Consider the following 22,676-nt stretch of genomic DNA (forward strand, 5'->3'; position numbering starts at 1 on the left):
AAGGACTCGGGGCGACGGGCGGTCGGCGCCTGTTGCGGTCGGGCGGGCACGGTAGCCCGGGACGTACGGGGCCGTGCCGGTGTCGCCATCAGTGCTGGCGGTTCGTCGACCGCCTGCGCACGACGAGCACGGTCGCCGTCGCGGCCGCCGCCACGAGAGCGCCGCCCGCCGCGATCTCCGCGGTGTTCATGCCGTCGAAGCTGCCGCCCACGCCGCCGCGCACACCCTGGGGCGGTGCGGTGGTGGCGGTCCTGGTGGAGCTGGCAGTGGGGCTCGAGGACCCGCCGGCGATGGTGAGGTCGAGGGTGCCGATCCGGCCGATGCAGTTGAACTGCACCGAATACACGGCGCCCGGCCTGGCGTCCCAGTCGACGGTGGCCGTCGCTGCGCCGTTGCGGGGGATGGTGACGGTGTCGAAGACACCGGAGGTGACGGTGGTGGTGCTGGGGCAGCCACCCGCGGTCAGGGTGACACGACCGCCCGCCGCGACGGTCGAGGGCGTGACATTGAAGTCGTACGGCGTGTTGTTGACGGCCGCGGCTGTGGGGGCCGTCAGGGCGAGTGCGGCCGCTCCGAGCAGAGCGGCGGATGCGGCACGTATCGCGCGCATGGTGGTCCTCCGGTCCCGAGGAGCAGTCGCGGAACGATTTCCGCGTGGGTCGGGAAATGCACCTCGATCACCGAAACGCTAAGAGCGGTGTTGGTCCCCCGCGATCGCTGTAGGGCAAACGGGTCATTTCCGTCTCCAGCGGATGCGGTTCTCCGGGGATGTGCAGGGGCTCAGCCACCGCCGGCGCGCTCGGGGTTCCGCGGGAGACCGGGTGCCGCGTCCGCGATGCGTTCACGCATGGGCCGCCGGCGCAGCGCTTCGAGCGCCTCGCCGATCAGCCGGCTCAACGGGTACGGCAGCTCCGCCTCGAAAGCGGCGGCGGCCGCTGCGGTGGCCTGCCACTCGGCGTCCAGTGCGGGCATCAGGGACTCGGCCTCGGCGGTGAGCGTCGCGATGCGCCGGCGCCCGTCGCTGCCGGGGCCGATCGTGGCGAGGCCCTCTTTGACGAGTTGGGCGACCGTCTGGCTCGCCGCCGAGTGCGTCACACCGGTCGCCCGGGCCAGGTCCTGGATCGAGCTCGGGCCTTGGGCGGACAGGATGCGCAGGACGGGGGCGTACCGGGGGCGCAGGCCCGCCAGGCCCAAGTCCTCGTAGACTGCCGCGACGTCGGAGTCGAGATGGTTCAGAAGGAGGCGCAGGCGGGTGCCGAGGAGCTCGGGGCCGGGGGAGGGGGCGGCGGCGGTGTCTTGGTCGGGCGAGGCCATGGGGTTAATGTAACAGCGCTGTTGTAATTCAGGTGACGGGGAGGATGTCGGGCCATGGCAGAGCTGTATCCGCCGATCGAGCCGTACGAGCAGGGGATGCTCGACGTGGGGGACGGGAACCTCGTCCACTGGGAGGTGTGCGGCAATCCGCGGGGAAAGCCCGCGCTCGTCGTACACGGCGGGCCGGGCTCCGGCTGCAACCCCCGGATGCGCCGGTACTTCGACCCGGACGCGTACCGGGTCGTGCTCTTCGACCAGCGCGGCTGCGGGCGCAGTACCCCGCACGCGGCGGACCCGGCCGCCGACATGCGGCACAACACCACCGGTCATCTGCTCGCCGACATGGAGCAGTTGCGTGAGCACCTCGGCATCGAGCGGTGGCTGCTGTACGGCGGGTCATGGGGATCCACGCTGCTCCTCGCCTACGCGGAGCGGCATCCGGAGCGGGTGTCCGGGATCGTCGTCAACGGCGTCACGACCACCCGCCGCCGAGAGATCGACTGGCTCTACCGGGGCGTCGGCCGGTTCTTCCCGGAGCAGTGGCACCAGTTCCGGCTCGGCGTGCCGGAGGCCGACCGCGCCGGTGACCTCGTGGCCGCGTACGCCAGGCTCATGGAGAGCGAGGACCGGGCGGTGCGGGAGAAGGCGGCCGTCGACTGGTGCAGATGGGAGGACGCCGTGCTCTCCCTCGAGCCGAACGGCGGACCCGACCCGTACGGTGGCCGGCCCTCGGACGAGCGGATCGCGCTGGTGCGGATCGCCGCCCATTACTTCGCGCACGGCGCCTGGCTCGAGGAAGGAGTGCTGCTGCGTGAGGCCGGCCGACTGAAAGGAATTCCCGGTGCGCTCTTCCACGGCCGTCTGGATCTCAGCACGCCGCTCGAGACGCCCTGGGAACTCAGCCGCGTCTGGAGCGACGCCGAACTGGTGGTCGTGGACGACTCCGGCCACAAGGGAAGTGCCACGATGCGGGACCGCGTGATCGGCGCTCTGGAGCGCTTCCGGTACACGGAGTGACTGATGTGCCCCAGGGGGCAGTTGAAATCCGGCCAATTCCATGGCGGTTCCACATGGGGTGAATTCACCTGTTGGCAGCGGGATTTCAACCATTCGCGGTTGCGACTCACAAGATTTTTTCGAAGACGTTGAACAGACGCCGCCCTCCCGTCCGTACCTAGGGCCATGAACGGCGCTCCGGCGCCGGAACCGGATGGATGAACACGGGAGTGGACATGAACACCTGGCGGAACGCCTCGCTCGCGGTGACTGCGACGGCCGTACTCGCGCTGACGACGGCGTGCGGTCAGGAGACGGGCACCGAGACCCCCAACGGTCAGGCGGTCGGCGCGGCCAACCCCGCGCAGCCCGGGAACGGTTACGGATCCGACGCCGGGTACGGCTCCGACGCCGGCGGCGAGGCGGCGGCCGCCAAGCCGGCCGGGCAGCTCGCGGTCTGGGAGAGCAAGGAACTCGGCAAGGTCCTCGCCGACAGCGCGGGGCTCACCCTCTACCGGTTCGACAAGGACACCGCGGAACCGCCGAAGTCGAATTGCGAAGGCGACTGCGCGAAGACCTGGCCGGTCGTCGCCGCCGGCGGCGCCTCCGCGGCCCCCGGCGTCGACCCCTCCCTGATCGGCGAGGTCACCAGGGCGGACGGCACGAAGCAGCTCACCATCGGTGGCTGGCCGATGTACCGCTACGCCAAGGACACCAAGGCAGGCGACGTCAAGGGCCAGGGTGTGGGCGGCACTTGGTACGCCTCCGCCCCCGACGGCAAGAAGGCCGCACCGGGTGCCGGCGGCGAAGCGGGCGGCGACGAGGCCTCGGAACCCGCCGACCTCGCGGGGCTTTCCGTCCGCAAGGACCCCAAGCTCGGTGAGATCGTGGTCGACAAGAACGGAATGACCGTCTACCGCTTCATGAAGGACTCGGCCTGGCCGATGAAGACCGCCTGCACCGGCGACTGCCTGGAGAAGTGGCCGGTCGTGGAGCCCGTCGAGAAGAACGACACCGTCGGAATCCTGAAGAAGGGCTTCGTGACATTCGACCGGCCCGACGGGATCGAGCAGCAGACCATCGACTGCTGGCCGATCTACACCTTCAAGGGGGACTCCAAGCCGGGTGACACCAACGGCCAGGGCGTCGGAGGCACCTGGTACGCCGTCTCGCCCGAGGGCAAGCCGGTCGGAGCGCCCAAGTAGTCCCCACGCCGCGCCTCCGGCCAGCGTCGGCCCGTCTCACGCCCCTCCGCGTGACGGCGGGTCCGACGCATGTGCGGGGGCGTTTGCCGGACGCATGTGACCACGTCGCGTTCCGGTGGCGCATGACGAACAGGTGTGACCAAGAACGGACCGCTAATTTCCGTTTGGGCTCGCCCTCTTGGCGGGCGATCAGTAGCCTCGGCTCGAACACTGGCCATGGACATGGCCGAACTCCCCCGTGGCGACTTGTTGGAGACATCGATGGAGCGTCCCGCCTGGGCCCCGCAGGGCATCGACATATCGGTGCCGAGCGTGTCCCGCATTTATGACTTCTACCTGGGCGGCTCCCACAATTTCGAGGTCGACAGGGCGGCCGCGCGCAGGGCGATGGAGTTCATGCCGGGACTCCCCAAGATCATGCAGGCGAACCGTGCCTTCATGCGCCGCGCCGTCAATTACGCGGTGGGCGAGGGCATCACGCAGTTCCTCGACATCGGCTCCGGCATTCCGACCTTCGGGAATGTCCATGAAGTCGCCCGCAAGGCCAGCCCCGAGGCGCGGGTGCTCTACGTGGACCACGACCCGGTGGCGGTCGCGCACAGCCGGGCGGTCCTCGACGGCGACACACAGTCGGACGTCGTCGCCGCCGACCTGCGCAAGCCGCGGGAGATCCTGGACAGCCCCGAGGCGCAACTGCTGGACCTGGACCGGCCGGTGGCGGTGCTCCTCGTCGCCGTACTGCACTTCCTCACGGACGAGGACGAGCCGTGGGAGGCCGTGGCCGAGCTGCGGGACGCGCTGGCGCCCGGCAGCCTGCTGGTGATCACCCACGCCTCCTTCGACGGCATCCCCCTCCCGGCCGAGCAGGCCGGCGGAACGGTCGGTGTGTACCGGGACATCCGCAACCCGCTCGTGATGCGCTCGCGCGAGGAGGTCGGCCGGTTCTTCGACGGGTACACGATGGTCGAACCGGGCCTGGTGTCCATGCCGGAATGGCGGCCCGACGGGCCCGTCGACCAAGAGGATCCGTACGCCTTCTCCGGCTTCGCCGGGGTGGGGCGCAAAGCGTGAGGCAAACGTCACGGGCGTCCGGGTCCGAGGGGGACACGGACGTGCTGGAGGACCGGCTCAGGCGGTTCGCGACCATCTGGAGCCGTGCCATCTTCCCCGCCACGGCAACGTCGCTCACCCGGCCCGAGTTCGAGCAGCATCTGCTGCCGCTCGCGCGGGAGTTGAACAGCGCGCTCCATGCCCGCCCCTTCACCGCACAGCCCGCGCAGCAGGTGGGGGCCGCGCTGGTCGGCGCACACTGCACCGACCCTGACGCCCTCAGCCGCACCCTGGGCGTGGTCGACGCCTACCTGGTGCTCTACTGCGGCGATTCCGAGCAGACCGCGGAGGAGAACCGGGCCCGCTGCGCCCGCCTCCAGCACGCCCTCGCCGCCGGCTTCGCGCAGGCGCTGCGGGAACGGACGCTGGCCGAGCAGGAGTCCATCGCCCGCTCGTCGCTGCTGGCGCGCAGTGAGGCGCTGCAGGCCATGCACGCCACGGAGGCACGCTTCCGCGCGGTCTTCGAGGGCGCCGCGATCGGCATCGGGATCGCCGATCTCGAGGGCAACGTGCTCGAGGTCAACGACACGCTGACCCAGATGTTCGGCGGTCTGGAGAACCACGTCCGCGGGCGCAAGGTCACCGACTGGGCGCACCCGGAGGACCGGCCCCAGGTCTGGAAGCTGTACCACGAGCTGGTGACCGGGGAACGCGAGCACTACCGGGTCGAGAAGCCGTTCTACCGCAACGACGGCACCGTCCTGTGGACCAATCTGACCGTCTCCCTGCTGCGCGACGCCGACGGGGAGCCGCAGTACCAGCTGGCGCTGTTCGAGGACACCACGGAGCGTCGGCTGCTCAATCTGCGTCTGCGGTACGAGGCCACGCACGACGCGCTGACCGGTCTGCCCAACCGGACGCTGTTCTTCGAGCGTCTCGAGAAGGCCGTCGGTGCGGCGGCCGGCACTCGCTTCGGGCTGTGCTACCTCGACCTCGACGGCTTCAAGACCATCAACGACAGCCTCGGCCACGCCACCGGCGACCGGCTGCTGGTGGAGGTCGCCGACCGGCTGCAGAGCTGCGCCACCGCACCGGGCGAGATGGTCGCGCGGCTCGGTGGCGACGAGTTCGTCGCACTGACGACCGGCCCAGACACGCAGAACGCCGTGGACGAGCTGGCCACCCGCATCCTGGGCGCCCTCGCCACCCCGATCCGTGTCGACGGACGGGAGTTCACCGTCCGCGGCAGCATCGGCATCGTGGAGGGCCCGGCCGGGGAGCGCACCAGCGCGGAGGTGCTGCGCAGCGCCGACATCACCATGTACCGCGCCAAGTCCGCGGGCGGCAACCGCTTCGAGATCGCGGACCCGGAGGCGGACGCCCGCGCGATCACCCGGCACGGGCTGACCAACGCGCTGCCCGCCGCCCTGGAACGCGGTGAGTTCTTCATCGAGTACCAGCCGCTGGTGCACCTCGGGGACGGCACCGTGCACGGCGCGGAGGCGCTCGTGCGCTGGTGCCATCCGCAGCACGGGGTGCTCGGCCCCGACCGGTTCATACCGCTCGCGGAACGCACGGGACTGATCGTGCCGCTCGGCCGCTGGGTGCTCCAGGAGGCCGTACGCCAGGCCAGGTTCTGGAGCAGGCGGCACACCGACGGCGGCCCGCTGCGGATCAACGTCAACCTCTCGCCCGCCCAGCTCCAGCATCCCGGGCTGGTGGCGGACACCGTCGACGTGCTCGAGCGCTCGGGTCTGGAACCGGGAGCGCTCTGTCTGGAGGTCACCGAGTCGGCGCTGATCGGCGCCGACGAGGACCGGCTCAAGCCGCTGCGGCAACTGGCGGAGATGGGCGTGGACATCGCGCTCGACGACTTCGGAACCGGATACTCCAACCTGGCCAACCTGCGCCGGCTGCCGGTGAGCGTGCTGAAGCTGGATCGTTCCTTCACCCAGGGCATGCAGCGTCATCCCGCCGACCCCGTCGACCTGAAGATCGTCGAGGGCATCGTGTCCCTCGCGCACAGCCTGGAGCTGGCCGTCACGGTGGAAGGGGTGGAGACCGGCGCCCAGGCCGAGCAGCTGAGGGAACTCGGCTGCGACACCGCGCAGGGGTGGTACTACGCGCGGCCGGGCGCACCCGACCGGATTCACACGCTGGTGATGGCCGACGCCGTCTGACGTCCCGCGGCGGCCATCGAGTCCAGCAGCACGCGCTGCAGCTCGCGGGCCGCCCGGGGCGGCGCCACATCACTGCGGTGGGCCAGTGCGACGGTCCGGCGCAGGCCCGGACCGGCGAGCGGGGTGACCCGGAGGTCGCCGCCGGCCCGCTCGGCGACCGTGCGGGGCACGACGGCGACGCCGAGCCCGGCCCGTACGAAACCCAGCACCGCGTCCATCTCGCCGCCCTCCACCGTGAACGTCGGCTCGAAGCCCGCCGCGCGGCAGGCGGCGACGGTCAGCTCCCGCAGGTCGTAGCCGTGCCGGAACATCACCAGCGGCTCGCCCGCGAGGTCGGCGATCCGTACACGCCGGCGGGGTTCCCGGGCCTGCGGCGACGACACCACGACCAGGTCCTCCTTGAGCAGCTCGACGGTGGTCAGCGCGGGGGACGGCGACGGCAGGGGCAGCACGACGAGGGCGAGGTCGAGCGAGCCGCGGGCAAGCTCCCGCACCAGGTCGTGGGAGCCGGACTCCTCGATCAGCAGCTCGATGCCCGGGTGCAGATCGTGGAAGGTGCGCAGCACCTCGGGCAGCAGGCCGGTGCACAGGCTCGGCGTGGCGCCCAGCCGCACCCGGCCCCGGCGCAGCTGGGCCAGTTCCTGGACCTCGCGGCGGGCCGTGTCGGCGTCGGCGAGGATGCGCCGCGCGAGGGGGAGCAGGGTCTCGCCGGCGTCCGTGAGGGCGATGTTGCCCCGGGCCCGGCCGAACAGGTCCGCGCCCAGCTCCTTCTCCAGTGCTCTGATCTGCTGGGAGAGCGACGGCTGCGAGACATGGACGCGCTCGGCGGCGCGGGTGAAATGGCGGGTCTCCGCGACGGCGACGAAGTAGAGGAGCTGCTGCAGCTGCATGGGACCACGATAGTCGATGACTATGGACATGAGCCGGATCATGTCTTGGACCTCTGGACCTCTCCGGCCCTAGCGTCGACGGCATGGCACTGGGAACGAGGACGGAAGAGAAGCCGTCGAGGACGGACCGGCAACCGTCCGTCATACGGCTGTTCTGGCGGTCCACCGTCGGCAAGAAGGCGGTCATGGCCGTCAGCGGCCTGATCATGCTCGGATACCTCGTCGCCCACATGATGGGCAACCTCAAGATCTTTTTCGGGGCGGACGAGTTCAACGCGTACGGGCACTGGCTACGGACCATGGGCGAGCCCGTGCTGCACTACTCATGGGGCCTGTGGCTCGTGCGGGTGGTGCTGCTCCTCGCCGTCGTCGGGCACGGCGTCGCCGCCTACCAGCTCAGCCGCCGCGACATCGCGGCACGCCCGGACAAGTACGTGCACCGCAAGCGGCGTTCGAGCTACGCGACGCGCACCATGCGCTGGGGCGGGATCATCCTGGCGCTGTTCATCGTCTGGCACCTGCTGGACCTGACGACGCTCACCGTCAACGAGAACGCCCGGCCCGGCCACCCGTACGAGAACGTCGTCGCCACGTTCTCCACCTGGTACGGGAACGTCGTCTACATCGTCGCGATGCTCGCCGTCGGACTGCACATCCGGCACGGCTTCTGGAGCGCCGCGCAGACCCTCGGCATGGGCAACGCCACCCGCGACCGCGTCCTCAAGACCGCCGCCGACGGGCTGGCCCTGCTGCTCACGGCCGGCTTCCTCTCCGTACCCGTCGCCGTCATGACCGGAGTCGTGAGCTGACATGGACTACCTCGACCACACGATCGGCGCGCCCCTCGCCGACACGAAGGCACCGGCAGGCCCCGTCGAGCAGCGCTGGGACCGGCGCCGCTTCGAGGCGAAGCTGGTCAACCCCGCCAACCGCCGCAAGCACACCGTCATCGTCGTCGGTACGGGCCTCGCCGGCGGCGCGGCGGGTGCCACGCTCGCCGAACAGGGCTACCACGTCGAGCAGTTCTGCTACCAGGACTCTCCGCGACGGGCCCACTCGATCGCCGCGCAGGGCGGCATCAACGCCGCCAAGAACTACCGCAACGACGGCGACTCCGTGCACCGCCTCTTCTACGACACCGTCAAGGGCGGCGACTTCAGGGCCCGCGAGTCCAATGTGCACCGCCTCGCCGAGATCTCCGTCGAGATCATCGACCAGTGCGTGGCCCAGGGCGTCCCGTTCGCCCGCGAGTACGGCGGCCTGCTCGACACCCGCTCCTTCGGCGGCGTCCAGGTCTCCCGCACCTTCTACGCCCGCGGACAGACCGGCCAGCAGCTCCTCCTCGGCGCCTACCAGGCACTCTCCCGCCAGATCGCGGCGGGCACCGTCACCATGCACCCCCGCACGGAGATGCTGGATCTGATCGTCGTCGACGGACGAGCCCGCGGCATCGTCGCCCGCGATCTGATCACGGGCCGGATCTCCACGTACTTCGCCGACGCGGTGGTTCTCGCGACAGGCGGCTACGGCAACGTGTTCTACCTGTCGACGAACGCCATGAACTCCAACGCCACCGCCGTCTGGCGGGCCCACCGGCGCGGCGCCTGGTTCGCCAACCCCTGCTTCACCCAGATCCACCCCACCTGCATCCCGCGCACCGGCGACCACCAGTCCAAACTGACGCTGATGAGCGAGTCGCTGCGCAACGACGGTCGCATCTGGGTGCCCAAGGCCCGTGGCGACGCACGGCCGCCGAACGAGATCCCCGAGGACGAACGCGACTACTACCTGGAGCGGATCTACCCGTCCTTCGGCAACCTCGTCCCCCGCGACATCGCCTCCCGGGCGGCGAAGAACGTCTGCGACGAAGGACGCGGCGTCGGCCCCGGCGGGCAGGGCGTCTACCTGGACTTCGCCGACGCGATCAGGCGGATGGGCCGAGAGAAGATCGAGGAGAAGTACGGCAACCTCTTCGAGATGTACGAGCGGATCACCGCGGAGAACCCGTACGAGGTCCCCATGCGGATCTACCCCGCCGTGCACTACACGATGGGCGGCCTGTGGGTCGACTACGACCTGCAGACCACGATCCCCGGCCTCTTCGCCATCGGTGAGGCCAACTTCTCCGACCACGGCGCCAACCGCCTCGGCGCCTCCGCCCTGATGCAGGGCCTCGCCGACGGCTACTTCGTCCTGCCGTCCACCATCAACGACTATCTCGCCCGGGGCACCTTCGACGCCGTCGGCGCCGGCCACCCCGCCGTCGCCGAGGCCGTCGCCGAGGTGGAGGACCGGCTCAACCTGCTGCTGGCCGTCGGCGGCGACCGCACGCCCGACTCCTACCACCGCGAGATCGGCGAACTCATGTGGGAGTTCTGCGGGATGGCCCGCACCGACGAAGGGCTCCGCAAGGCACTCGACCGGATCCCGCAGATCCGTGAGGAGTTCTGGCGGCGCATCAAGGTGCCGGGTACGGGCGAGGAGTTCAACCAGTCGCTGGAGAAGGCCAACCGCGTCGTCGACTACCTGGAGCTCGCCGAGCTGATGTGCCTCGACGCGCTGCACCGCACCGAATCGTGCGGCGGCCACTTCCGGGAGGAGTCCCGGACCCCGGACGGCGAAGCCGCCCGCAAGGACGACGAGTTCGCCTACGCGGCCGCCTGGGAGTTCACAGGGACCGGCGCCCCTCCCGTCCTGCACAAGGAAGACCTGGTCTTCGAGTACGTCCACCCCACCCAGCGGAGCTACGCATGAAGCTCAACCTGCGCATCTGGCGGCAGAAGAACGCCGAGACCCCCGGCGACATGGCGACCTACGAGGTGGACGGCATCTCGTCCGACATGTCGTTCCTGGAGATGCTCGACACCCTCAACGAGGACCTGATCCTTCGTGGGGAGGAGCCCGTCGCGTTCGACCACGACTGCCGCGAGGGCATCTGCGGCGCCTGTTCGCTCGTCATCAACGGCGACGCCCACGGCCCGGAACGCACCACCACCTGCCAGCTCCACATGCGCTCCTTCCGCGACGGCGACACCATCGACGTCGAGCCGTGGCGGGCATCGGCCTTCCCGGTGGTGAAGGACCTGGTCGTCGACCGCTCCGCCTTCGACCGGATCATCCAGGCCGGCGGCTACATCAGCGCTCCCACCGGCTCGGCCCCCGACGCGCACGCCACTCCCGTGCCCAAGCCGGACGCCGACTCCGCCTTCGAGCACGCGGAGTGCATCGGCTGCGGGGCGTGTGTGGCGGCCTGCCCCAACGGCTCCGCGATGCTCTTCACCTCGGCCAAGGTCAACCATCTCAATGTGCTGCCCCAGGGCGCTCCGGAGCGCGAGACCCGGGTGCTCGACATGGTCGCGGCCATGGACGACGAGGGCTTCGGAGGGTGCACCCTCACCGGGGAGTGCGCCACCGCCTGCCCGAAGGGGATCCCGCTGCCGTCCATCGCCGCGATGAACAAGGAGTGGCTGCGCGCGACGCGCAAGGTCAGGCGGTGACCGCCGGCCGCATGTCGGCGCCGTAGAGGGTCTCGTAGTCGGGCACGACGATCCTCGATGTGGGGGAGAGCGTACGGATCAGGTCGGTGAAGCCGTCCAGGTCCATGACCGGATCACGCTGCGGCGGCAGGCTCAGCGGCCTCTCGAAGTTGTCCCAGTGGACCGGGACGACGGTCGCAGGGCCGCCGAGCGCGCCCAGCAGCCTCTCGAGATAGCGGTGCGTCGCCGAACTCGACGGGGTGGCGGCCATCAGCACATCGGGTCGCAGCCCACTCGCGGCCCGCTCCTCGAAGTCGCTCGCGCCCATGAGGAAGACGGACGGGCCGCCCTTCACGCTCACCTGGAAGGCGAGCGTGTCGCCCTCCGGCAGATCGGAGATCGTCCGCGGCGCGCGGCGAGGAACGGCGTTCAGCGTGCCCGGCGCGAAGTAGGACCACTTGGCGTTACGGCTGTGCCGGCTCGCGACGACCTCCACGGTGAAGCCGTCGAAGTCGAGCACCTCGCCGCCCTTGACCACGCTGATCTGCCCGGCGTCCACGCCGAGCGCCCGCAGCACGTGGTACGTCGTCTCGGTGCCGATGACCCGGGCGCCCGTCGAACGCGCGATGTGGGGCACGTCGTTGATGTGGTCCCAGTGGGTGTGGCTGACCAGCACCAGCTCCGGGCTGCCCGCGTGCCGCGTCACCAGCTGCTCGTCGCAGACCAGCGGGGTGGCCGCGTCGAAACTGCCCTTCGGGCCGAACAGGCCGGTGGGGAAACGGGTGATGTACGGGTCGAACAGGACGGTCCTGCCGCCGACCCCGATGCGCCAGCCCGAGGTGCCGAGCCAGCGCAGGGTCGCGGAGCCGGCGGGTACCGCGGCGGCGGCCTTCCGGGACCCGGCCGTCGAAGCAGCCGCCGTCCCCGCCGGCAGCAGCGGCGCCGCCGCACCGAGCGCCGCTCCGCGGAGCAGGGTCCGCCGCACGAACATCCTCCGGCCGCCGTGCTGAGGGCCGTTCATCGGGTCACTCATGTGCTCACTCGTGTGTTCGCTCATGAGTCAGAGGAGATCAGGCGCGGGCGGGTCCCGTCCAAGACCGGATTGCCGCACCACCCATACCCGAATGAGCATGACTGCCCATGGGCTCTCTCCAATACGGGCGATCGCCGGTCAGGGCCGGTGCTCGGGCTCGAGGCCGCGCAGCAGGTCCACCGCCGTCCGTGCCGCCGCGCCGATCGCCACGTCCGTTTCCGTATGGTTGGCCTGCAGACCCGGAGTTCGGGCGAACACGGCCACCGCGTACCTGCCGCCGTCCGGGTACTCGGCCACCCCGACCTCGTTGTGCAGTCCCGGCAGCGTGCCCGTCTTGGCCGCCACGCGCACTCCGTCGCCGAACCCGGCGGAGAGCCGGTGGCGGAACACCTGGCGGCCCATCAGGTTCCGCACCTGCGCGCAGGCTTCGGGCGGCCCCGCTTCGTCCCGCCACACCATCCGGAGCAGGCGCGTCATCTCGCGCGGCGTGCTCGCGTTCGTACGGGCCGGGTCGTACACGCCGAGGCCGCGCACCTCCGCGGCGGACAGCGTCGGGAAGACCGCGGCGAACTCCCGCTCGTCCCGCGCCCCCACCTCGTCGAGCATCGACTCCAGCACCTGCCGGGGCCCGCCCACGATCCGGGTGTGCGCGAGCCCGAGTTCCTTCGCCAGCATCGCCACGGTGTCCGGACCCACGCGCTCCATCAGCAGGTCCGCGGCCGTGTTGTCGCTCACCGCCATCGCGAAGTGGGCGAGGTCGCGCAGGGACAGCTCCACATCGTCGAGGCAGCCCCCGGTGCCCCAGCCGCCGAGGCGGCGCTCGGACGTCACCCGGACCCGCTCCCGGGGATCGAGCTGGCCGGCGGCCGACTGCCGCGCGAACTCCAGGACGAGGAGCACCTTGAACACCGAGGCGACGACGACCGGTTCATCGGCGCCGTACCCCGCCTCACCGGGGCCGTCGACGTCCACCGCGTGCAGGACGCCCTCGGCTCCCGCTCCGGCGAACACCGCTCGCAGTCTCTCCTCGATCAGCATTCGGCCGCCGCTCCTGTCGCCTAGGGTCGTCCCGTGGATCTCCTGCGCCACTTGCGTATCTTCGTCGTTGTGGCCGACGAGTTGAACTTCGGGCGGGCGGCCGACCGCCTCGGCATGGCCCAGCCGCCGCTCAGCCGTGCCGTGCGCAAGCTGGAGGACGAGCTCGGCGCAGAGCTCTTCGACCGTTCACGGCGGCAGGTGCAGCTCACCCCGGCCGGGTCCGTACTCGTGGACCAGGCGCGGGACCTGCTGGCCCGCGAGGAGCGCACCAGGGCGCTCGTGCGCCGCGCCCGCGACGGCGGCCTCGGCACGCTGCGCGCGGGCGTACCGCCCGACACCTCCGCAGCGGTGCTGGGGGCGCTGGTCGCCGAGTGCAGGGAACGGGCCCTGCGCATCGACCTCCAGGAGCTGACGACGGACGAACAGCTCCGGCTGCTGGCCTCCGGAGGTCTCGACATCGGCCTCGTCCAGCAGCCGGCGGACGTCAGCGGCCTCGAGCTGGGACCGGAGACCCGGCTCGAACTTGGGGTGGTGCTGCCCCGCACCTCGCCCCTCGCCCGGCTTCCGGAGGTCGCGCTGGCCGACCTGGCGGGCCAGGACCTCGTCCTCTTCCCGAGAGCCTCCGCCCCCGGCTGGTACGACACCACGCTCGAGATCTGCCGCGCCGCCGGGTTCGTCCCCCGTGAGGTGCGGCAGGCCCGCAACCCCGAGTTCCTCATCGGCCTGGTGACGGCCGGCCACGGAGTCGCCTTCGACCAGGGTCCGGTGGCCCGCAAGGAGCCCAGGGTGGTCTGGCGGCCCCTGGCGGGCCGGCCGCTCGCGCAGCGGATCCGCGCGGCCTGGCCGGGGCAGTCGCCGCACAGGGCCGCCGCGGAGTTCGCGGCCGTCGCCGCGGACGTCCTGGCCCGCGACCGTACGCCCGCCCTAGGCGCTGCCGCGGCACCGCCTGCCGAGACCCCGGCCGGCGACGGGCCGCGCCCCTGGTCGGTGGTCTTCGGGTGACGCGCGGGGCGGGGGACGCCGGGTGGGCGTCCCGGCCGGTCAGGCGGCCGCGGCGGTCAGGTCGCGGGAGGGCAGCCCGGCCAGCCGCGCGAGACGCCGCAGTGAGTCCAGCAGCGCCGCGCGGTCGTACGTGCTGGTGGTGACCAGTACCTCGTCGGCCCCACTCTCCTCGACCGCCGCCCCCAGGGCGTCCGCGACCTGGTCCTCGGTCCCCGCGATGTGACCGCTCAGCCCCGACTCGTAGAGACCGCGCTCCTTGGCGGTCATCTCCAGCGCCTCGACCCGCTCGGGCGGCAGGAGCGGCGGGAACGTCCCCCGAGTGCGGGAGTACGCCATCGACCAGGCCTCCGGCATCAGCAGCCGGCGCGCCTCCTGCTCGCTGCCCGCGACCGCCACCGTCCCCGCGACGACCACGTACGGCCGCTCCGCCCACACGGAGGGGCGGAAGTCCCGCCGGTAGCCCTCCACGGCCCTGAGCAGCCGGTCGCGGCCACGGAGATCGCCGATGACCAGCGGAAGGCCGGCACGTGCCGCGATCCCCGCGCCCTCACCGGTGGCGAGCAGATACGGAGGGACCCTGAGCCCCTCGGAGGGGCGGGCGTGGACGTGTGGATGCGCCGTCCGGTCGCCGGTGAACCAGCCCAGAAGTTCCTCCAGCCGGGCCTCGAAGTCCTCCGCGTCCTGCTTGTCCCGGCCGAGGGCCCGGCGGATACCGTCCGTGAAGCCGACGGACCGGCCGAGGCCCATGTCGACCCGGCCGGGGAAGAGCGACTCCAGCACCCCGAACTGCTCGGCCACGACCAGTGGTTGGTGGTTGGGCAGCATGACTCCGCCGGTGCCGACACGGATCGAGGTGGTCGCGGCGGCGACCGCCGCCGCGAGCACCGTCGGTGCCGAACCCGCGACGCCCGGGACACCGTGGTGTTCGGAGACCCAGAAGCGGTGGTAGCCGAGGGCCTCGGCCTGCCGGGCGAGGCTCACGGTGTCCCGCAGTGCGGCAGGGCCGTCGTGCCCCTCACGGGTGCGGGAACGGTCGAGTACCGACAGACGGACGGGGGACGCGGTCAGTGAGCTCACATGACGGTTCAACGCGTTCACCGCGTGAGGATTCCCGATGTGCCGCCCGGGTCACGTCCCCCGGTCCCGTCCCGGGTCCCGTCCCGTCCTCGTCGTCCCCGGTCATGACCGGTCCTCCGGGGCCCGCCATGGACCTGATCCGGCCGGATCGGGCGGTGAGGGCCTAGGGTGACCGGCGTGACACAGAGCAGCAGGCCGCTGGCCGTATTCGACCTCGACGGGACGCTCTCCGACGCCGGGCACCGCCAGCATCTGCTGGAACGCAAGCCCCGCGCGTGGGACGCCTTCTTCGCCGCCGCCCCCGAGGACCCGCCGCTCGCCGAGGGCGTGGCGCTGTGCCTGAAGGCGGCGCAGGAGTGCGAGGTGCTGTATCTGACCGGCCGGCCGGAGCGCTGCAGGCAGGACACCGTGGACTGGCTCGCGGCTCAAGGGCTGCCGCAGGGGCGGATCTTCATGCGGCGCAACGACGACCGGCGGCCCGCGCGCCGGACCAAGCTCGAGATCCTGCGGCAGCTCTCCCGCGACCGGGAGATCAGGATGCTGGTGGACGACGACGAGCTGGTCTGCCAGGACGCGGAGCGCGCCGGCTTCCGGGTCGTGCGGGCGGTCTGGGGAGCGGCGAGCACGACGCCCGCCATGCACGAGGCCCAGGAGCGCGAGGGCCGCACCTGAGCCGGTCCGGCCAGCCCCGTACCTGAGCCGGGCCGGTCGGACGGACCTCAGCCCGGCAGGTCAGGGCTGTACGCCAGCCGGGCAGTCGGACGCACCTCCGCCCGGCGGGGCGAGGCCGCATCTGAGCGGGGCCGGTCAGACGCACGTGAGCCGGGCCGTGCCGTCGGACGCACCCGAGCCTGGCGGGTCGGACACACCTCAGCCCCGCCGATCCGGGCCGGCCGGTCGGACGCACCTCCGCCCGGACGGGCGAGGCCGCACCTGAGCGGGGCCGACCAGACGCACCCGAGCCGGGCCGGTCACGCCGTACCGGGCCGGCCGACCAGACGCACTTCCGCCCGGCCGGGCGGGGCCGGAACGTGCCGCACGCCGCCCGGAGCGTGCGGGCGGCGTGGCGTTCGGTCGCGTGCGCTCAGTCGCCGTCCTCGAGACGGAAGCCGACCTTCAGACCGACCTGGTAGTGCTCGATCCGCCCCTCGACGATGTGCCCGCGGACCTGCGTCACCTCGAACCAGTCGAGGCCCCGCAGCGTCTGCGAGGCCCGGGAGACGCCGTTCTTGATGGCCTGGTCGACCCCGTCGGGCGAGGTGCCCACGATCTCGGTGACGCGGTAGGTGTGGTTCGACATGGGTGTCGTGCTCCTCTCGGTGCGTTCACTCCACCGTGCCCCACCAGTCGGCTTCCCGCGAGGCGTCGGGTGCGGGGCGGCCGTCCCCCGTGGGGCCGAGCGAAAGCCGGGAGAGGATGCGGTAGCGGTCGCCGCGGTAGAGGGAGCGCACATACTCGACCGGGCGTCCGTCGGGGTCGGAGGTGACGCGGTCGAAGAGCAGCGCCGGCGACAGGACGGGTACGCCCAGCAACTCCGCCTCGGCCTCGCTCAGCACGGTGGGCTCGATGGACTGCTCCGCCCGGGCGGCGACGATCCGGCGCTCGGCCCGCAGGTAGCGGTAGAAGCCCGACTCCATCCGCCGCGGGGTGAGATCGGGGGCGAGCGCGGCCGGGATGTGCAGGTACTCCAGTCCGACGGGGCCGCCGTCGACCAGCCTCAGCCGGGCGACGTGGAAGATCTCCGCGGCGGGGGAAAGCCGCAGCCTGCGCCCGATACGGGCGCCAGCGGCGGTCCTGCGGAACTCCAGCACCCGGCTCGACCAGGTCCCCGGTGCGGGCGGGGCGGCGGCCGGAGCCGAGTCGCCCACCAGCTCCTGGGTGATCTTGGCCGGCGCGACGAACATCCCGCGGCCGTGCTCCCGTACGAGCGCCCCGGTGGCGACGAGTTCGTCGACGGCGGCGCGGAGGGTGGGGCGTGACACGTCGAGGGCGGCGCAGAGGGTGCGTTCGGAAGGGATGGCGTCCCCGGGGCGCCGGTCGTCGACCAGGCCCAGCAGATAGGCCCGCACCCGCTCGCGTTTGAGCGCCGCCCTGGGCGCGCCCTCGTCCCTCATCGCCGTTCCCTCCCGAGCCCGCCCCGCCCCCGTGAGCGTGCTCGGCCGAGAATACGGCCCTTTCAGGCGGCGGCCAGCTCGGACCGGAAGGCTGCCACGGACTGCCGCGCCTGCCTCAGCCCGATCCGCTCGAACTCGCGCTCCAGCTCGGCGAGTTCCTCGAGCGTCGCGGCAGGCGCGCGGCCGCGGCGGGAGCGCGCCTTGGCAAGCCCCAGGCGGGCGAGTGCGGTGCCCCGGGCCTCGTTCATCCCACGGAACGCGCGCAGCGCACACAGGTAGGCCGTGCACGCCTGCTCGTATCGGGCCGCCCGGAACAGTACGTTGCCGCGCATCTTGTGGTTGTAGGCCAGTGCGCCGGCGAGTTCCAGATCGCGGCAGACGGCCTCCGCCTCGCTCAGCAGCGTCAGCGCCCGGTCGGTGTCGCCGCGCAGGGACAGTACGTCGGCCATGCCCCGCAGCGACCATGCCCGGCCCCGCGCGTCGTCGGCCTCCGACGCGATCCGTACGCATTCGGTGAACAGCTCCAGAGCCTTGTCGTGGTCGCCCGTGTTCCGGTGCATCTGCGCGATGCCGGACATGGCCCAGACCATGTGACGGGACTCGCCGTGGGCCCGCGCCTCGTGGAGGAGCCGTTCATGCAGGTCGGCGACCGCCGCGTAGTCACCCTGTATGCGTCCGGTCTCGGCGAGGCCGGCGAGGGCGTAGCCGTGGGCGAGCCGCTCGCCGCAGGCGTCGGCGAAGGCGACGGCCGCGGAGAGCAGCCGCCGGGCGAGCGGCAGGGTGCCGCACTGGCGGGCCAGTGTGCCGCCACTCCAGAGAGCCCAGGCCATCCCCGCCGCGTCGCCCGCCCGCCGGGCGCAGCGGTAGCTGTCACGCCATGCCGTCCCTGCCTGGGCGGCCCGCCCCAGCCGACGGTTGGCCTCGGCGAGGGCGAGCGCGGCACGGGCCGCGTCGAGGTCGCTGCCCGCGTCGCGCCGGGCGCGTTCCGCGGTGGCGAGGACCTCGTCGTACGAGGAGTTCACCGTGAGGGACGAGCCCAGATCGCCCTGGTACTCGGGAGCGAATGCCTTGCCGTACATGTTGAGGGGGCCTCCTGACCGTGGGGGGTTCGATCAAGAAGCTATGGGGCGTGGGCTGTTCGGCGGATCAGTCTCCCTATGTGTTCCGCACTCGCCCCGAAGTGCTACTCGCGGGTCCCCTGTCATCATCCAGATGTACGTCCGACCCGCCTGACCTGCATCGTTGTGGTCGTGCTGGCTGAGGTCCGGTTCAGTAGGCGTCGCCGGTCGTCGACGACGTGATGATGTCTCCGTGGGCGAAGTCGCCCGGGGGGATGCCGGGATGGTGGCCCGCCGGGCGGTCGCTGCGTGCGGCGGACGGGCCGAGCGCGAGGCGGGAGACGATGCGGTAGCGGTCGCCGCGGTACACCGAGTGGACGTACTCGACGGGGCTGCCCGCGGTGTCCGTCGTCAGGCGCTCGACCAGCAGCGCGGGGGAGAGGACCGGCACGTCGAGCACCGCGGCCTCCGCCTCGTTGACGACGGTCGGCTCGATCGACTGGACGGCCTGGTCGACGTGCACCTGATGGTGCTCGCGCAGATGGTCGTAGAGGTCTCCGGCCTCGAGCTCCTGCGGGGTCAGGGAGGGCACGAGCCGGGCGGGGATGTGCAGGTGCTCGATCGCCATGGGGGCGCCGTCGACGAGACGCAGCCGGGCGATGTAGACGAGTTCGGCGGCGGGGGAGATCCGCAGCTTGCGGCCGATCCGGGCGCCCGCGCTGATGGTGGCGAGCTCCAGGACGCGGCTCGACCAGGCGCCCGCCGCGCGGGGGACGGCGAACGCCGCGTCGTCGGAGACGAGTTCCTGCGTGATCTTGGCGGGTGCGACGAACATCCCGCGGCCGTGTTCGCGCAGGAGCTGGCCGGTGGCGACGAGTTCGTCCACGGCGGCACGCAGGGTGGGGCGGGAGACGCCGAGTTCCGCGCAGAGGGTCCGCTCGGAGGGGATGGCGTCGCCCGGCCGGCCGGCCTCGATCAGGCCGAGCAGGAACTCCCTGACCCGCTCGCGCTTCAGTACGGCGCCCGAAGAGCTGCTCTCCATGGACCCTGCCTCTCTGCTCCACATCGTCGCCAACTGGTCAGATGGTAAACGATGCTGCTTACCAGTGATCTGGGTGGCCTGTCGGGTCACGCGCCGAACGAACCAGTGTTTTCAAAGCCCTTGACGTCAACATTGGTCCATGCCACCTTCTAGCCACGCCGTTGGCCAGTTTACCAATTGGTCAACTCACTTCAGAGGTGGATCAGTTGAAGATTCGCTCCATCGCCGCTGCCGCCGCCATCGCTCTCACCCTGCCGCTCGCAGCGTGCAGCTCCACGTCCGGGCCGGATGCCGAAGCGGCCGGAGGCACGGAGGAACTCACCGTCTGGATCATGAGGGACAGCGTCTCCGACGCCTATCTCAAGCGCTTCGAGAAGGACTTCGAGCAGCGGCACAAGGGAACCGCCCTCGACATCCAGATCCAGGAGTGGGACGGCATCGGCGAGAAGATCACCGCCGCGCTCGCCGGCCGGGACGCGCCCGACGTCATCGAGGTCGGCAACACCCAGGTCGCCCAGTACGCCGCCAGCGGCGGCGTCAAGGACTTGACGGACAAGGTCGGCGAACTGGCGGGCGCCGACTGGCTGCCCGGCCTTGCCGATCCCGGCAGGATCGACGGGAAGCAGTACGGCATCCCCTGGTACGCCGCCAACCGCGTCGTCATCTACAACAAGGACCTGTTCGCGGCAGCCGGCATCACCGCCCCGCCCAGCACCCGCGACGACTGGCTCGAGATCACCAAGAAGCTCGACACCGGCAGCACGCAGGGCGTCTATCTGCCCGGGCAGAACTGGTACACCCTCGCCGGCTTCATCTGGGACGAGGGCGGCGAGCTCGCCGAACGCGAGGGCGACACCTGGAAAGGCGCGCTCCACTCGCCGGAAGCGCTCAAGGGCATGGAGTTCTACCAGCGCCTCCAGGCCCTCGGCGACGGCCCCAAGGACTCCGACGAGGCCAAGCCGCCGCAGGCCGACGTCTTCGCCAAGGGTGACGTCGCCCAGATCATCTCCGTACCGGGCGGGGCGAAGATCATCGAACAGGCCAACCCCGCGCTCGCCGGCAAGCTGGGGTTCTTCCCGGTCCCCGGCGACACCGCCGGGGAGCCGGGCGCCACCTTCACCGGCGGCTCCGACCTGATCATCCCCGAGGCCTCCGCCCACCACGACGCCGCCTACCAGGTGGTGAAGGAGCTCGCGGGCGACAAGTGGCAGACCGACCTGGCGAAGACCATGAGCTACGTCCCCAACCGGACCTCCCTCGCCGGGGTCATCGAGGACAACGAGGGCACCGCGGCCATGGCCGCCGCGGCGGCCCACGGGCGGGCCACGCCCAACTCCCCGCAGTGGGCGGCCGTCGAGGCCACCAACCCGGTCAAGCAGTACATGACGGCGGTACTCACCGGCAGCGACCCGGCGAAAGCCGCGAAGGAAGCCTCCGACAAGATCACCAAGACGCTCGGGTCATGAGGAGTTCGCCCCGCGCACTCTGGCCGTACCTGCTCATCGCGCCCACCGTCCTCGGCGCGGCCGTCCTGCTCGCCTACCCCGTGGCCCGCAACGTGCTGATCTCCTTCCAGCACTACGGGATGGGTGAACTCATCCGCGGCGACGCCGTCTTCACCGGTCTGGACAACTACCGGGAGGTCCTCGGGGACGCGGAGTTCTGGGAGGTGGTCCGCCGCACGCTGTGGTGGACCACGGTCAACGTGGTGCTGATCATGGTGCTGGGCACCCTGGCGGCCCTCATGCTCCAGCGGCTCGGCAGGAGGATGCGCGTCCTGGTGCTGAGCGGACTGGTGCTCGCCTGGGCCAGCCCCGTGATCGCCACCACGACCGTCTTCCAGTGGCTGTTCTCCTCGCGCCTCGGACTGGTCAACCGGGTGCTGGCCGGTATCGGGTTCGACTCCTTCGAGGGGTACTCCTGGCTCGCGCACGGCCCGGCCGCTTTCACCCTGTTGGTGCTGCTCGTCGTATGGCAGTCGGTCCCGTTCGTCGCCGTCACCCTGCACGCCGCGCTCACGACCGTCCCCGCCGAACTCTTCGAATCGGCCAGGATCGACGGGGCAGGCGGCGGCCGGATCTTCTGGTCGGTGACGCTGCCGGTGCTCCGCCCGGTCTTCGGGCTGATCCTCTGCCTCGAAGTCATCTGGGTCTTCCGCTGCTTCGCGCAGATCTGGGCCGTCACCAGAGGCGGACCGGGCGGCGCGACGACCACCCTGCCCGTCTACGCCTACCAGGTGGCGCAGTCGCTGCACCGCTACGACCTCGGGGCGGCTGTCGCGACGCTGACCGTGCTGATGCTCGTCGCCGCGCTGATCTTCTACTTCCGGCAGATGTTCAAACAGGAGGCCGAGCTGTGAGACCGACCTCGCCGCGGCGCCTGCTGCTGAACACGGGAGCGCTGATCGTCTTCGTCCTCTCGGTGTTCCCCGTGTACTGGATGATCCTCACCGCCTTCAAGCCGGCCGCCGACATCCACACCGGATCCCCGGCGCTGCTGCCCACCTCCCTGACCCTCGACAACTTCGCCAACGCCCTGCGCGCGGACGGCTTCTGGTCGTTCTGGCGCAACAGCCTGACCGTCACCGCCGCCAGCGTGCTGCTCGCCCTGCTGGTGGCGACAGGCGCGGCCTTCGCCGTCGCCCGGCTGCGCTGGAAGGGCCGGCGGGGCTTCGTCCTGATGGTGTTCATCGCCCAGGTCGCGCCCTGGGAGGCCCTGCTGATCCCGATGTACATCATCGCCAGGGACGCCGACATGCTCGACAGCCTGGCCACTCTCACCCTCGTCTACTTCATGATCACGCTCCCGTTCACCGTCGTGACCCTGCGCAGCTTCCTGGCCGCGATTCCCGTCGAACTCGAGGAGGCCGCCCAGGTCGACGGCTGCACCCGGGCCGCCGCGTTCCGCCGCGTCACCTTCCCGCTGCTCGCGCCGGGGCTCCTGGCGACCTCGCTCTTCGGCTTCATCACCGCCTGGAACGAGTTCGCCTTCGCCAACATGCTGATCATCAAGAACCAGGACGACCGCACCCTGCCCGTCTGGCTCTCCTCGTTCTCGAACGTCTTCGGCACCGACTGGGGCGCCACGATGGCCGCATCCACGCTCTTCGCCCTGCCCGTACTCGTCCTCTTCCTGGTGCTCCAGCGCCGGGTCTCCGCCGGGATGACCGGCGGCGCGGTCAAGGGATAGGAGAGCCGACAC

Annotated in this window: 22 protein-coding genes; 12 read left to right on the forward strand and 10 right to left on the reverse strand. The window is 71.2% G+C overall.

The window, feature by feature from the left end:
• Positions 1-88 precede the first annotated feature (88 nt).
• Entirely contained in the window at positions 89-610 is a 522-nt protein-coding gene (locus AB0K36_RS03730) for a hypothetical protein (RefSeq protein WP_364587761.1), read from the reverse strand.
• A 170-nt stretch (positions 611-780) separates the two neighbouring features.
• Complete coding sequence (locus AB0K36_RS03735) at positions 781-1,314, reverse strand: MarR family winged helix-turn-helix transcriptional regulator (RefSeq protein WP_364587764.1); 534 nt, start codon at positions 1,312-1,314, stop codon at positions 781-783.
• Positions 1,315-1,368: 54 nt separating this feature from the next.
• On the opposite strand from AB0K36_RS03735, the gene pip reads away from it, so the two are divergent.
• The 4 genes from pip to AB0K36_RS03755 all read left to right on the forward strand — a co-directional run bounded on the left by pip (position 1,369) and on the right by AB0K36_RS03755 (position 6,745).
• Complete coding sequence (gene pip, locus AB0K36_RS03740) at positions 1,369-2,331, forward strand: prolyl aminopeptidase (protein ID WP_364587767.1); 963 nt, start codon at positions 1,369-1,371, stop codon at positions 2,329-2,331.
• Positions 2,332-2,546: 215 nt separating this feature from the next.
• Positions 2,547-3,515, forward strand: coding sequence for an SCO0930 family lipoprotein (locus tag AB0K36_RS03745; protein WP_364587770.1), 969 nt, complete (start codon positions 2,547-2,549; stop codon positions 3,513-3,515).
• Positions 3,516-3,776: 261 nt separating this feature from the next.
• A complete protein-coding gene (locus AB0K36_RS03750; protein ID WP_364588388.1) occupies positions 3,777-4,586 on the forward strand; it encodes an SAM-dependent methyltransferase in 810 nt (269 codons plus the stop codon).
• On the forward strand, positions 4,583-6,745 hold the full coding sequence (locus AB0K36_RS03755; RefSeq protein WP_364587773.1) for a putative bifunctional diguanylate cyclase/phosphodiesterase: 2,163 nt from the start codon (positions 4,583-4,585) through the stop codon (positions 6,743-6,745). Before AB0K36_RS03750 ends, AB0K36_RS03755 begins: the two co-directional genes overlap by 4 nt.
• Here AB0K36_RS03755 and AB0K36_RS03760 read toward each other — a convergent pair.
• Positions 6,715-7,635 carry a LysR family transcriptional regulator gene (locus AB0K36_RS03760; protein ID WP_364587776.1) on the reverse strand — a complete coding sequence of 307 codons (921 nt, stop codon included), beginning with the start codon at positions 7,633-7,635 and terminating at the stop codon, positions 6,715-6,717. The two genes, AB0K36_RS03755 and AB0K36_RS03760, sit on opposite strands and share 31 nt — an antisense overlap.
• 83 nt (positions 7,636-7,718) lie before the next feature.
• Here AB0K36_RS03760 and AB0K36_RS03765 point away from each other — a divergent pair, with 83 nt between their 5' ends.
• Genes AB0K36_RS03765 through AB0K36_RS03775 form a run of 3 tightly spaced genes read left to right on the forward strand, consistent with a single transcriptional unit; the run spans position 7,719 to position 11,132 of the window.
• Positions 7,719-8,444 carry a succinate dehydrogenase gene (locus tag AB0K36_RS03765; RefSeq protein WP_364587779.1) on the forward strand — a complete coding sequence of 242 codons (726 nt, stop codon included), beginning with the start codon at positions 7,719-7,721 and terminating at the stop codon, positions 8,442-8,444.
• 1 nt (position 8,445) lies between these two features.
• On the forward strand, positions 8,446-10,389 hold the full coding sequence (locus tag AB0K36_RS03770) for a fumarate reductase/succinate dehydrogenase flavoprotein subunit (RefSeq protein ID WP_364587782.1): 1,944 nt from the start codon (positions 8,446-8,448) through the stop codon (positions 10,387-10,389).
• On the forward strand, positions 10,386-11,132 hold the full coding sequence (locus tag AB0K36_RS03775) for a succinate dehydrogenase/fumarate reductase iron-sulfur subunit (RefSeq protein WP_364587785.1): 747 nt from the start codon (positions 10,386-10,388) through the stop codon (positions 11,130-11,132). Before AB0K36_RS03770 ends, AB0K36_RS03775 begins: the two co-directional genes overlap by 4 nt.
• Here the strand turns inward: AB0K36_RS03775 and AB0K36_RS03780 are convergent.
• On the reverse strand, positions 11,122-12,144 hold the full coding sequence (locus AB0K36_RS03780; RefSeq protein WP_364588391.1) for an MBL fold metallo-hydrolase: 1,023 nt from the start codon (positions 12,142-12,144) through the stop codon (positions 11,122-11,124). The genes AB0K36_RS03775 and AB0K36_RS03780 overlap by 11 nt on opposite strands.
• A 138-nt stretch (positions 12,145-12,282) precedes the next feature.
• On the reverse strand, positions 12,283-13,179 hold the full coding sequence (locus AB0K36_RS03785) for a serine hydrolase (protein ID WP_364588394.1): 897 nt from the start codon (positions 13,177-13,179) through the stop codon (positions 12,283-12,285).
• Positions 13,180-13,215: 36 nt separating this feature from the next.
• On the opposite strand from AB0K36_RS03785, the gene AB0K36_RS03790 reads away from it, so the two are divergent.
• On the forward strand, positions 13,216-14,184 hold the full coding sequence (locus tag AB0K36_RS03790; RefSeq protein WP_364587788.1) for a LysR family transcriptional regulator: 969 nt from the start codon (positions 13,216-13,218) through the stop codon (positions 14,182-14,184).
• 39 nt (positions 14,185-14,223) lie between these two features.
• Here AB0K36_RS03790 and AB0K36_RS03795 read toward each other — a convergent pair whose 3' ends face one another.
• Positions 14,224-15,273, reverse strand: coding sequence for an MsnO8 family LLM class oxidoreductase (locus tag AB0K36_RS03795; RefSeq protein ID WP_364588397.1), 1,050 nt, complete (start codon positions 15,271-15,273; stop codon positions 14,224-14,226).
• A gap of 165 nt (positions 15,274-15,438) precedes the next feature.
• Here AB0K36_RS03795 and AB0K36_RS03800 point away from each other — a divergent pair, with 165 nt between their 5' ends.
• A complete protein-coding gene (locus tag AB0K36_RS03800; RefSeq protein WP_364587791.1) occupies positions 15,439-15,933 on the forward strand; it encodes a phosphatase domain-containing protein in 495 nt (164 codons plus the stop codon).
• Positions 15,934-16,345: 412 nt separating this feature from the next.
• Here the strand turns inward: AB0K36_RS03800 and AB0K36_RS03805 are convergent, their stop codons facing one another.
• The 4 genes from AB0K36_RS03805 to AB0K36_RS03820 all read right to left on the reverse strand — a co-directional run bounded on the left by AB0K36_RS03805 (position 16,346) and on the right by AB0K36_RS03820 (position 19,475).
• Positions 16,346-16,561 (reverse strand): dodecin, encoded by a 216-nt coding sequence (locus AB0K36_RS03805; RefSeq protein WP_189465469.1) that lies wholly within the window; start codon positions 16,559-16,561, stop codon positions 16,346-16,348.
• Positions 16,562-16,586: 25 nt separating this feature from the next.
• On the reverse strand, positions 16,587-17,375 hold the full coding sequence (locus tag AB0K36_RS03810) for a GntR family transcriptional regulator (RefSeq protein WP_364587794.1): 789 nt from the start codon (positions 17,373-17,375) through the stop codon (positions 16,587-16,589).
• Between the two features lie 62 nt (positions 17,376-17,437).
• Positions 17,438-18,454, reverse strand: a complete 1,017-nt coding sequence (locus tag AB0K36_RS03815) for a tetratricopeptide repeat protein (protein WP_364587797.1) — start codon at positions 18,452-18,454, stop codon at positions 17,438-17,440.
• A gap of 190 nt (positions 18,455-18,644) precedes the next feature.
• Positions 18,645-19,475, reverse strand: coding sequence for a GntR family transcriptional regulator (locus AB0K36_RS03820; RefSeq protein WP_364587800.1), 831 nt, complete (start codon positions 19,473-19,475; stop codon positions 18,645-18,647).
• Between the two features lie 206 nt (positions 19,476-19,681).
• On the opposite strand from AB0K36_RS03820, the gene AB0K36_RS03825 reads away from it, so the two are divergent.
• Genes AB0K36_RS03825 through AB0K36_RS03835 form a run of 3 tightly spaced genes read left to right on the forward strand, consistent with a single transcriptional unit; the run spans position 19,682 to position 22,664 of the window.
• Entirely contained in the window at positions 19,682-20,941 is a 1,260-nt protein-coding gene (locus AB0K36_RS03825) for an extracellular solute-binding protein (RefSeq protein WP_364587803.1), read from the forward strand.
• Entirely contained in the window at positions 20,938-21,834 is an 897-nt protein-coding gene (locus AB0K36_RS03830) for a carbohydrate ABC transporter permease (RefSeq protein WP_364587806.1), read from the forward strand. Before AB0K36_RS03825 ends, AB0K36_RS03830 begins: the two co-directional genes overlap by 4 nt.
• Positions 21,831-22,664, forward strand: coding sequence for a carbohydrate ABC transporter permease (locus AB0K36_RS03835; protein WP_364587809.1), 834 nt, complete (start codon positions 21,831-21,833; stop codon positions 22,662-22,664). Before AB0K36_RS03830 ends, AB0K36_RS03835 begins: the two co-directional genes overlap by 4 nt.
• Positions 22,665-22,676 lie beyond the last annotated feature (12 nt).

Source organism: Streptomyces kurssanovii (assembly GCF_040677245.1).
Taxonomy (GTDB): domain Bacteria; phylum Actinomycetota; class Actinomycetes; order Streptomycetales; family Streptomycetaceae; genus Streptomyces; species Streptomyces kurssanovii.

Coding starts and splice junctions, on each gene's coding strand:
- AB0K36_RS03730 (WP_364587761.1), bottom strand. CDS start 610: ATGCGCGCGATACGTGCCGCATCCGCCGCTCTGCTCGGAGCGGCCGCA.
- AB0K36_RS03775 (WP_364587785.1), top strand. CDS start 10,386: ATGAAGCTCAACCTGCGCATCTGGCGGCAGAAGAACGCCGAGACCCCC.
- AB0K36_RS03750 (WP_364588388.1), top strand. CDS start 3,777: ATGGAGCGTCCCGCCTGGGCCCCGCAGGGCATCGACATATCGGTGCCG.
- AB0K36_RS03815 (WP_364587797.1), bottom strand. CDS start 18,454: ATGTACGGCAAGGCATTCGCTCCCGAGTACCAGGGCGATCTGGGCTCG.
- AB0K36_RS03805 (WP_189465469.1), bottom strand. CDS start 16,561: ATGTCGAACCACACCTACCGCGTCACCGAGATCGTGGGCACCTCGCCC.
- AB0K36_RS03770 (WP_364587782.1), top strand. CDS start 8,446: ATGGACTACCTCGACCACACGATCGGCGCGCCCCTCGCCGACACGAAG.
- AB0K36_RS03810 (WP_364587794.1), bottom strand. CDS start 17,375: ATGAGGGACGAGGGCGCGCCCAGGGCGGCGCTCAAACGCGAGCGGGTG.
- AB0K36_RS03745 (WP_364587770.1), top strand. CDS start 2,547: ATGAACACCTGGCGGAACGCCTCGCTCGCGGTGACTGCGACGGCCGTA.
- AB0K36_RS03780 (WP_364588391.1), bottom strand. CDS start 12,144: ATGAGTGACCCGATGAACGGCCCTCAGCACGGCGGCCGGAGGATGTTC.
- AB0K36_RS03820 (WP_364587800.1), bottom strand. CDS start 19,475: ATGGAGAGCAGCTCTTCGGGCGCCGTACTGAAGCGCGAGCGGGTCAGG.
- pip (WP_364587767.1), top strand. CDS start 1,369: ATGGCAGAGCTGTATCCGCCGATCGAGCCGTACGAGCAGGGGATGCTC.
- AB0K36_RS03830 (WP_364587806.1), top strand. CDS start 20,938: ATGAGGAGTTCGCCCCGCGCACTCTGGCCGTACCTGCTCATCGCGCCC.
- AB0K36_RS03735 (WP_364587764.1), bottom strand. CDS start 1,314: ATGGCCTCGCCCGACCAAGACACCGCCGCCGCCCCCTCCCCCGGCCCC.
- AB0K36_RS03765 (WP_364587779.1), top strand. CDS start 7,719: ATGGCACTGGGAACGAGGACGGAAGAGAAGCCGTCGAGGACGGACCGG.
- AB0K36_RS03760 (WP_364587776.1), bottom strand. CDS start 7,635: ATGCAGCTGCAGCAGCTCCTCTACTTCGTCGCCGTCGCGGAGACCCGC.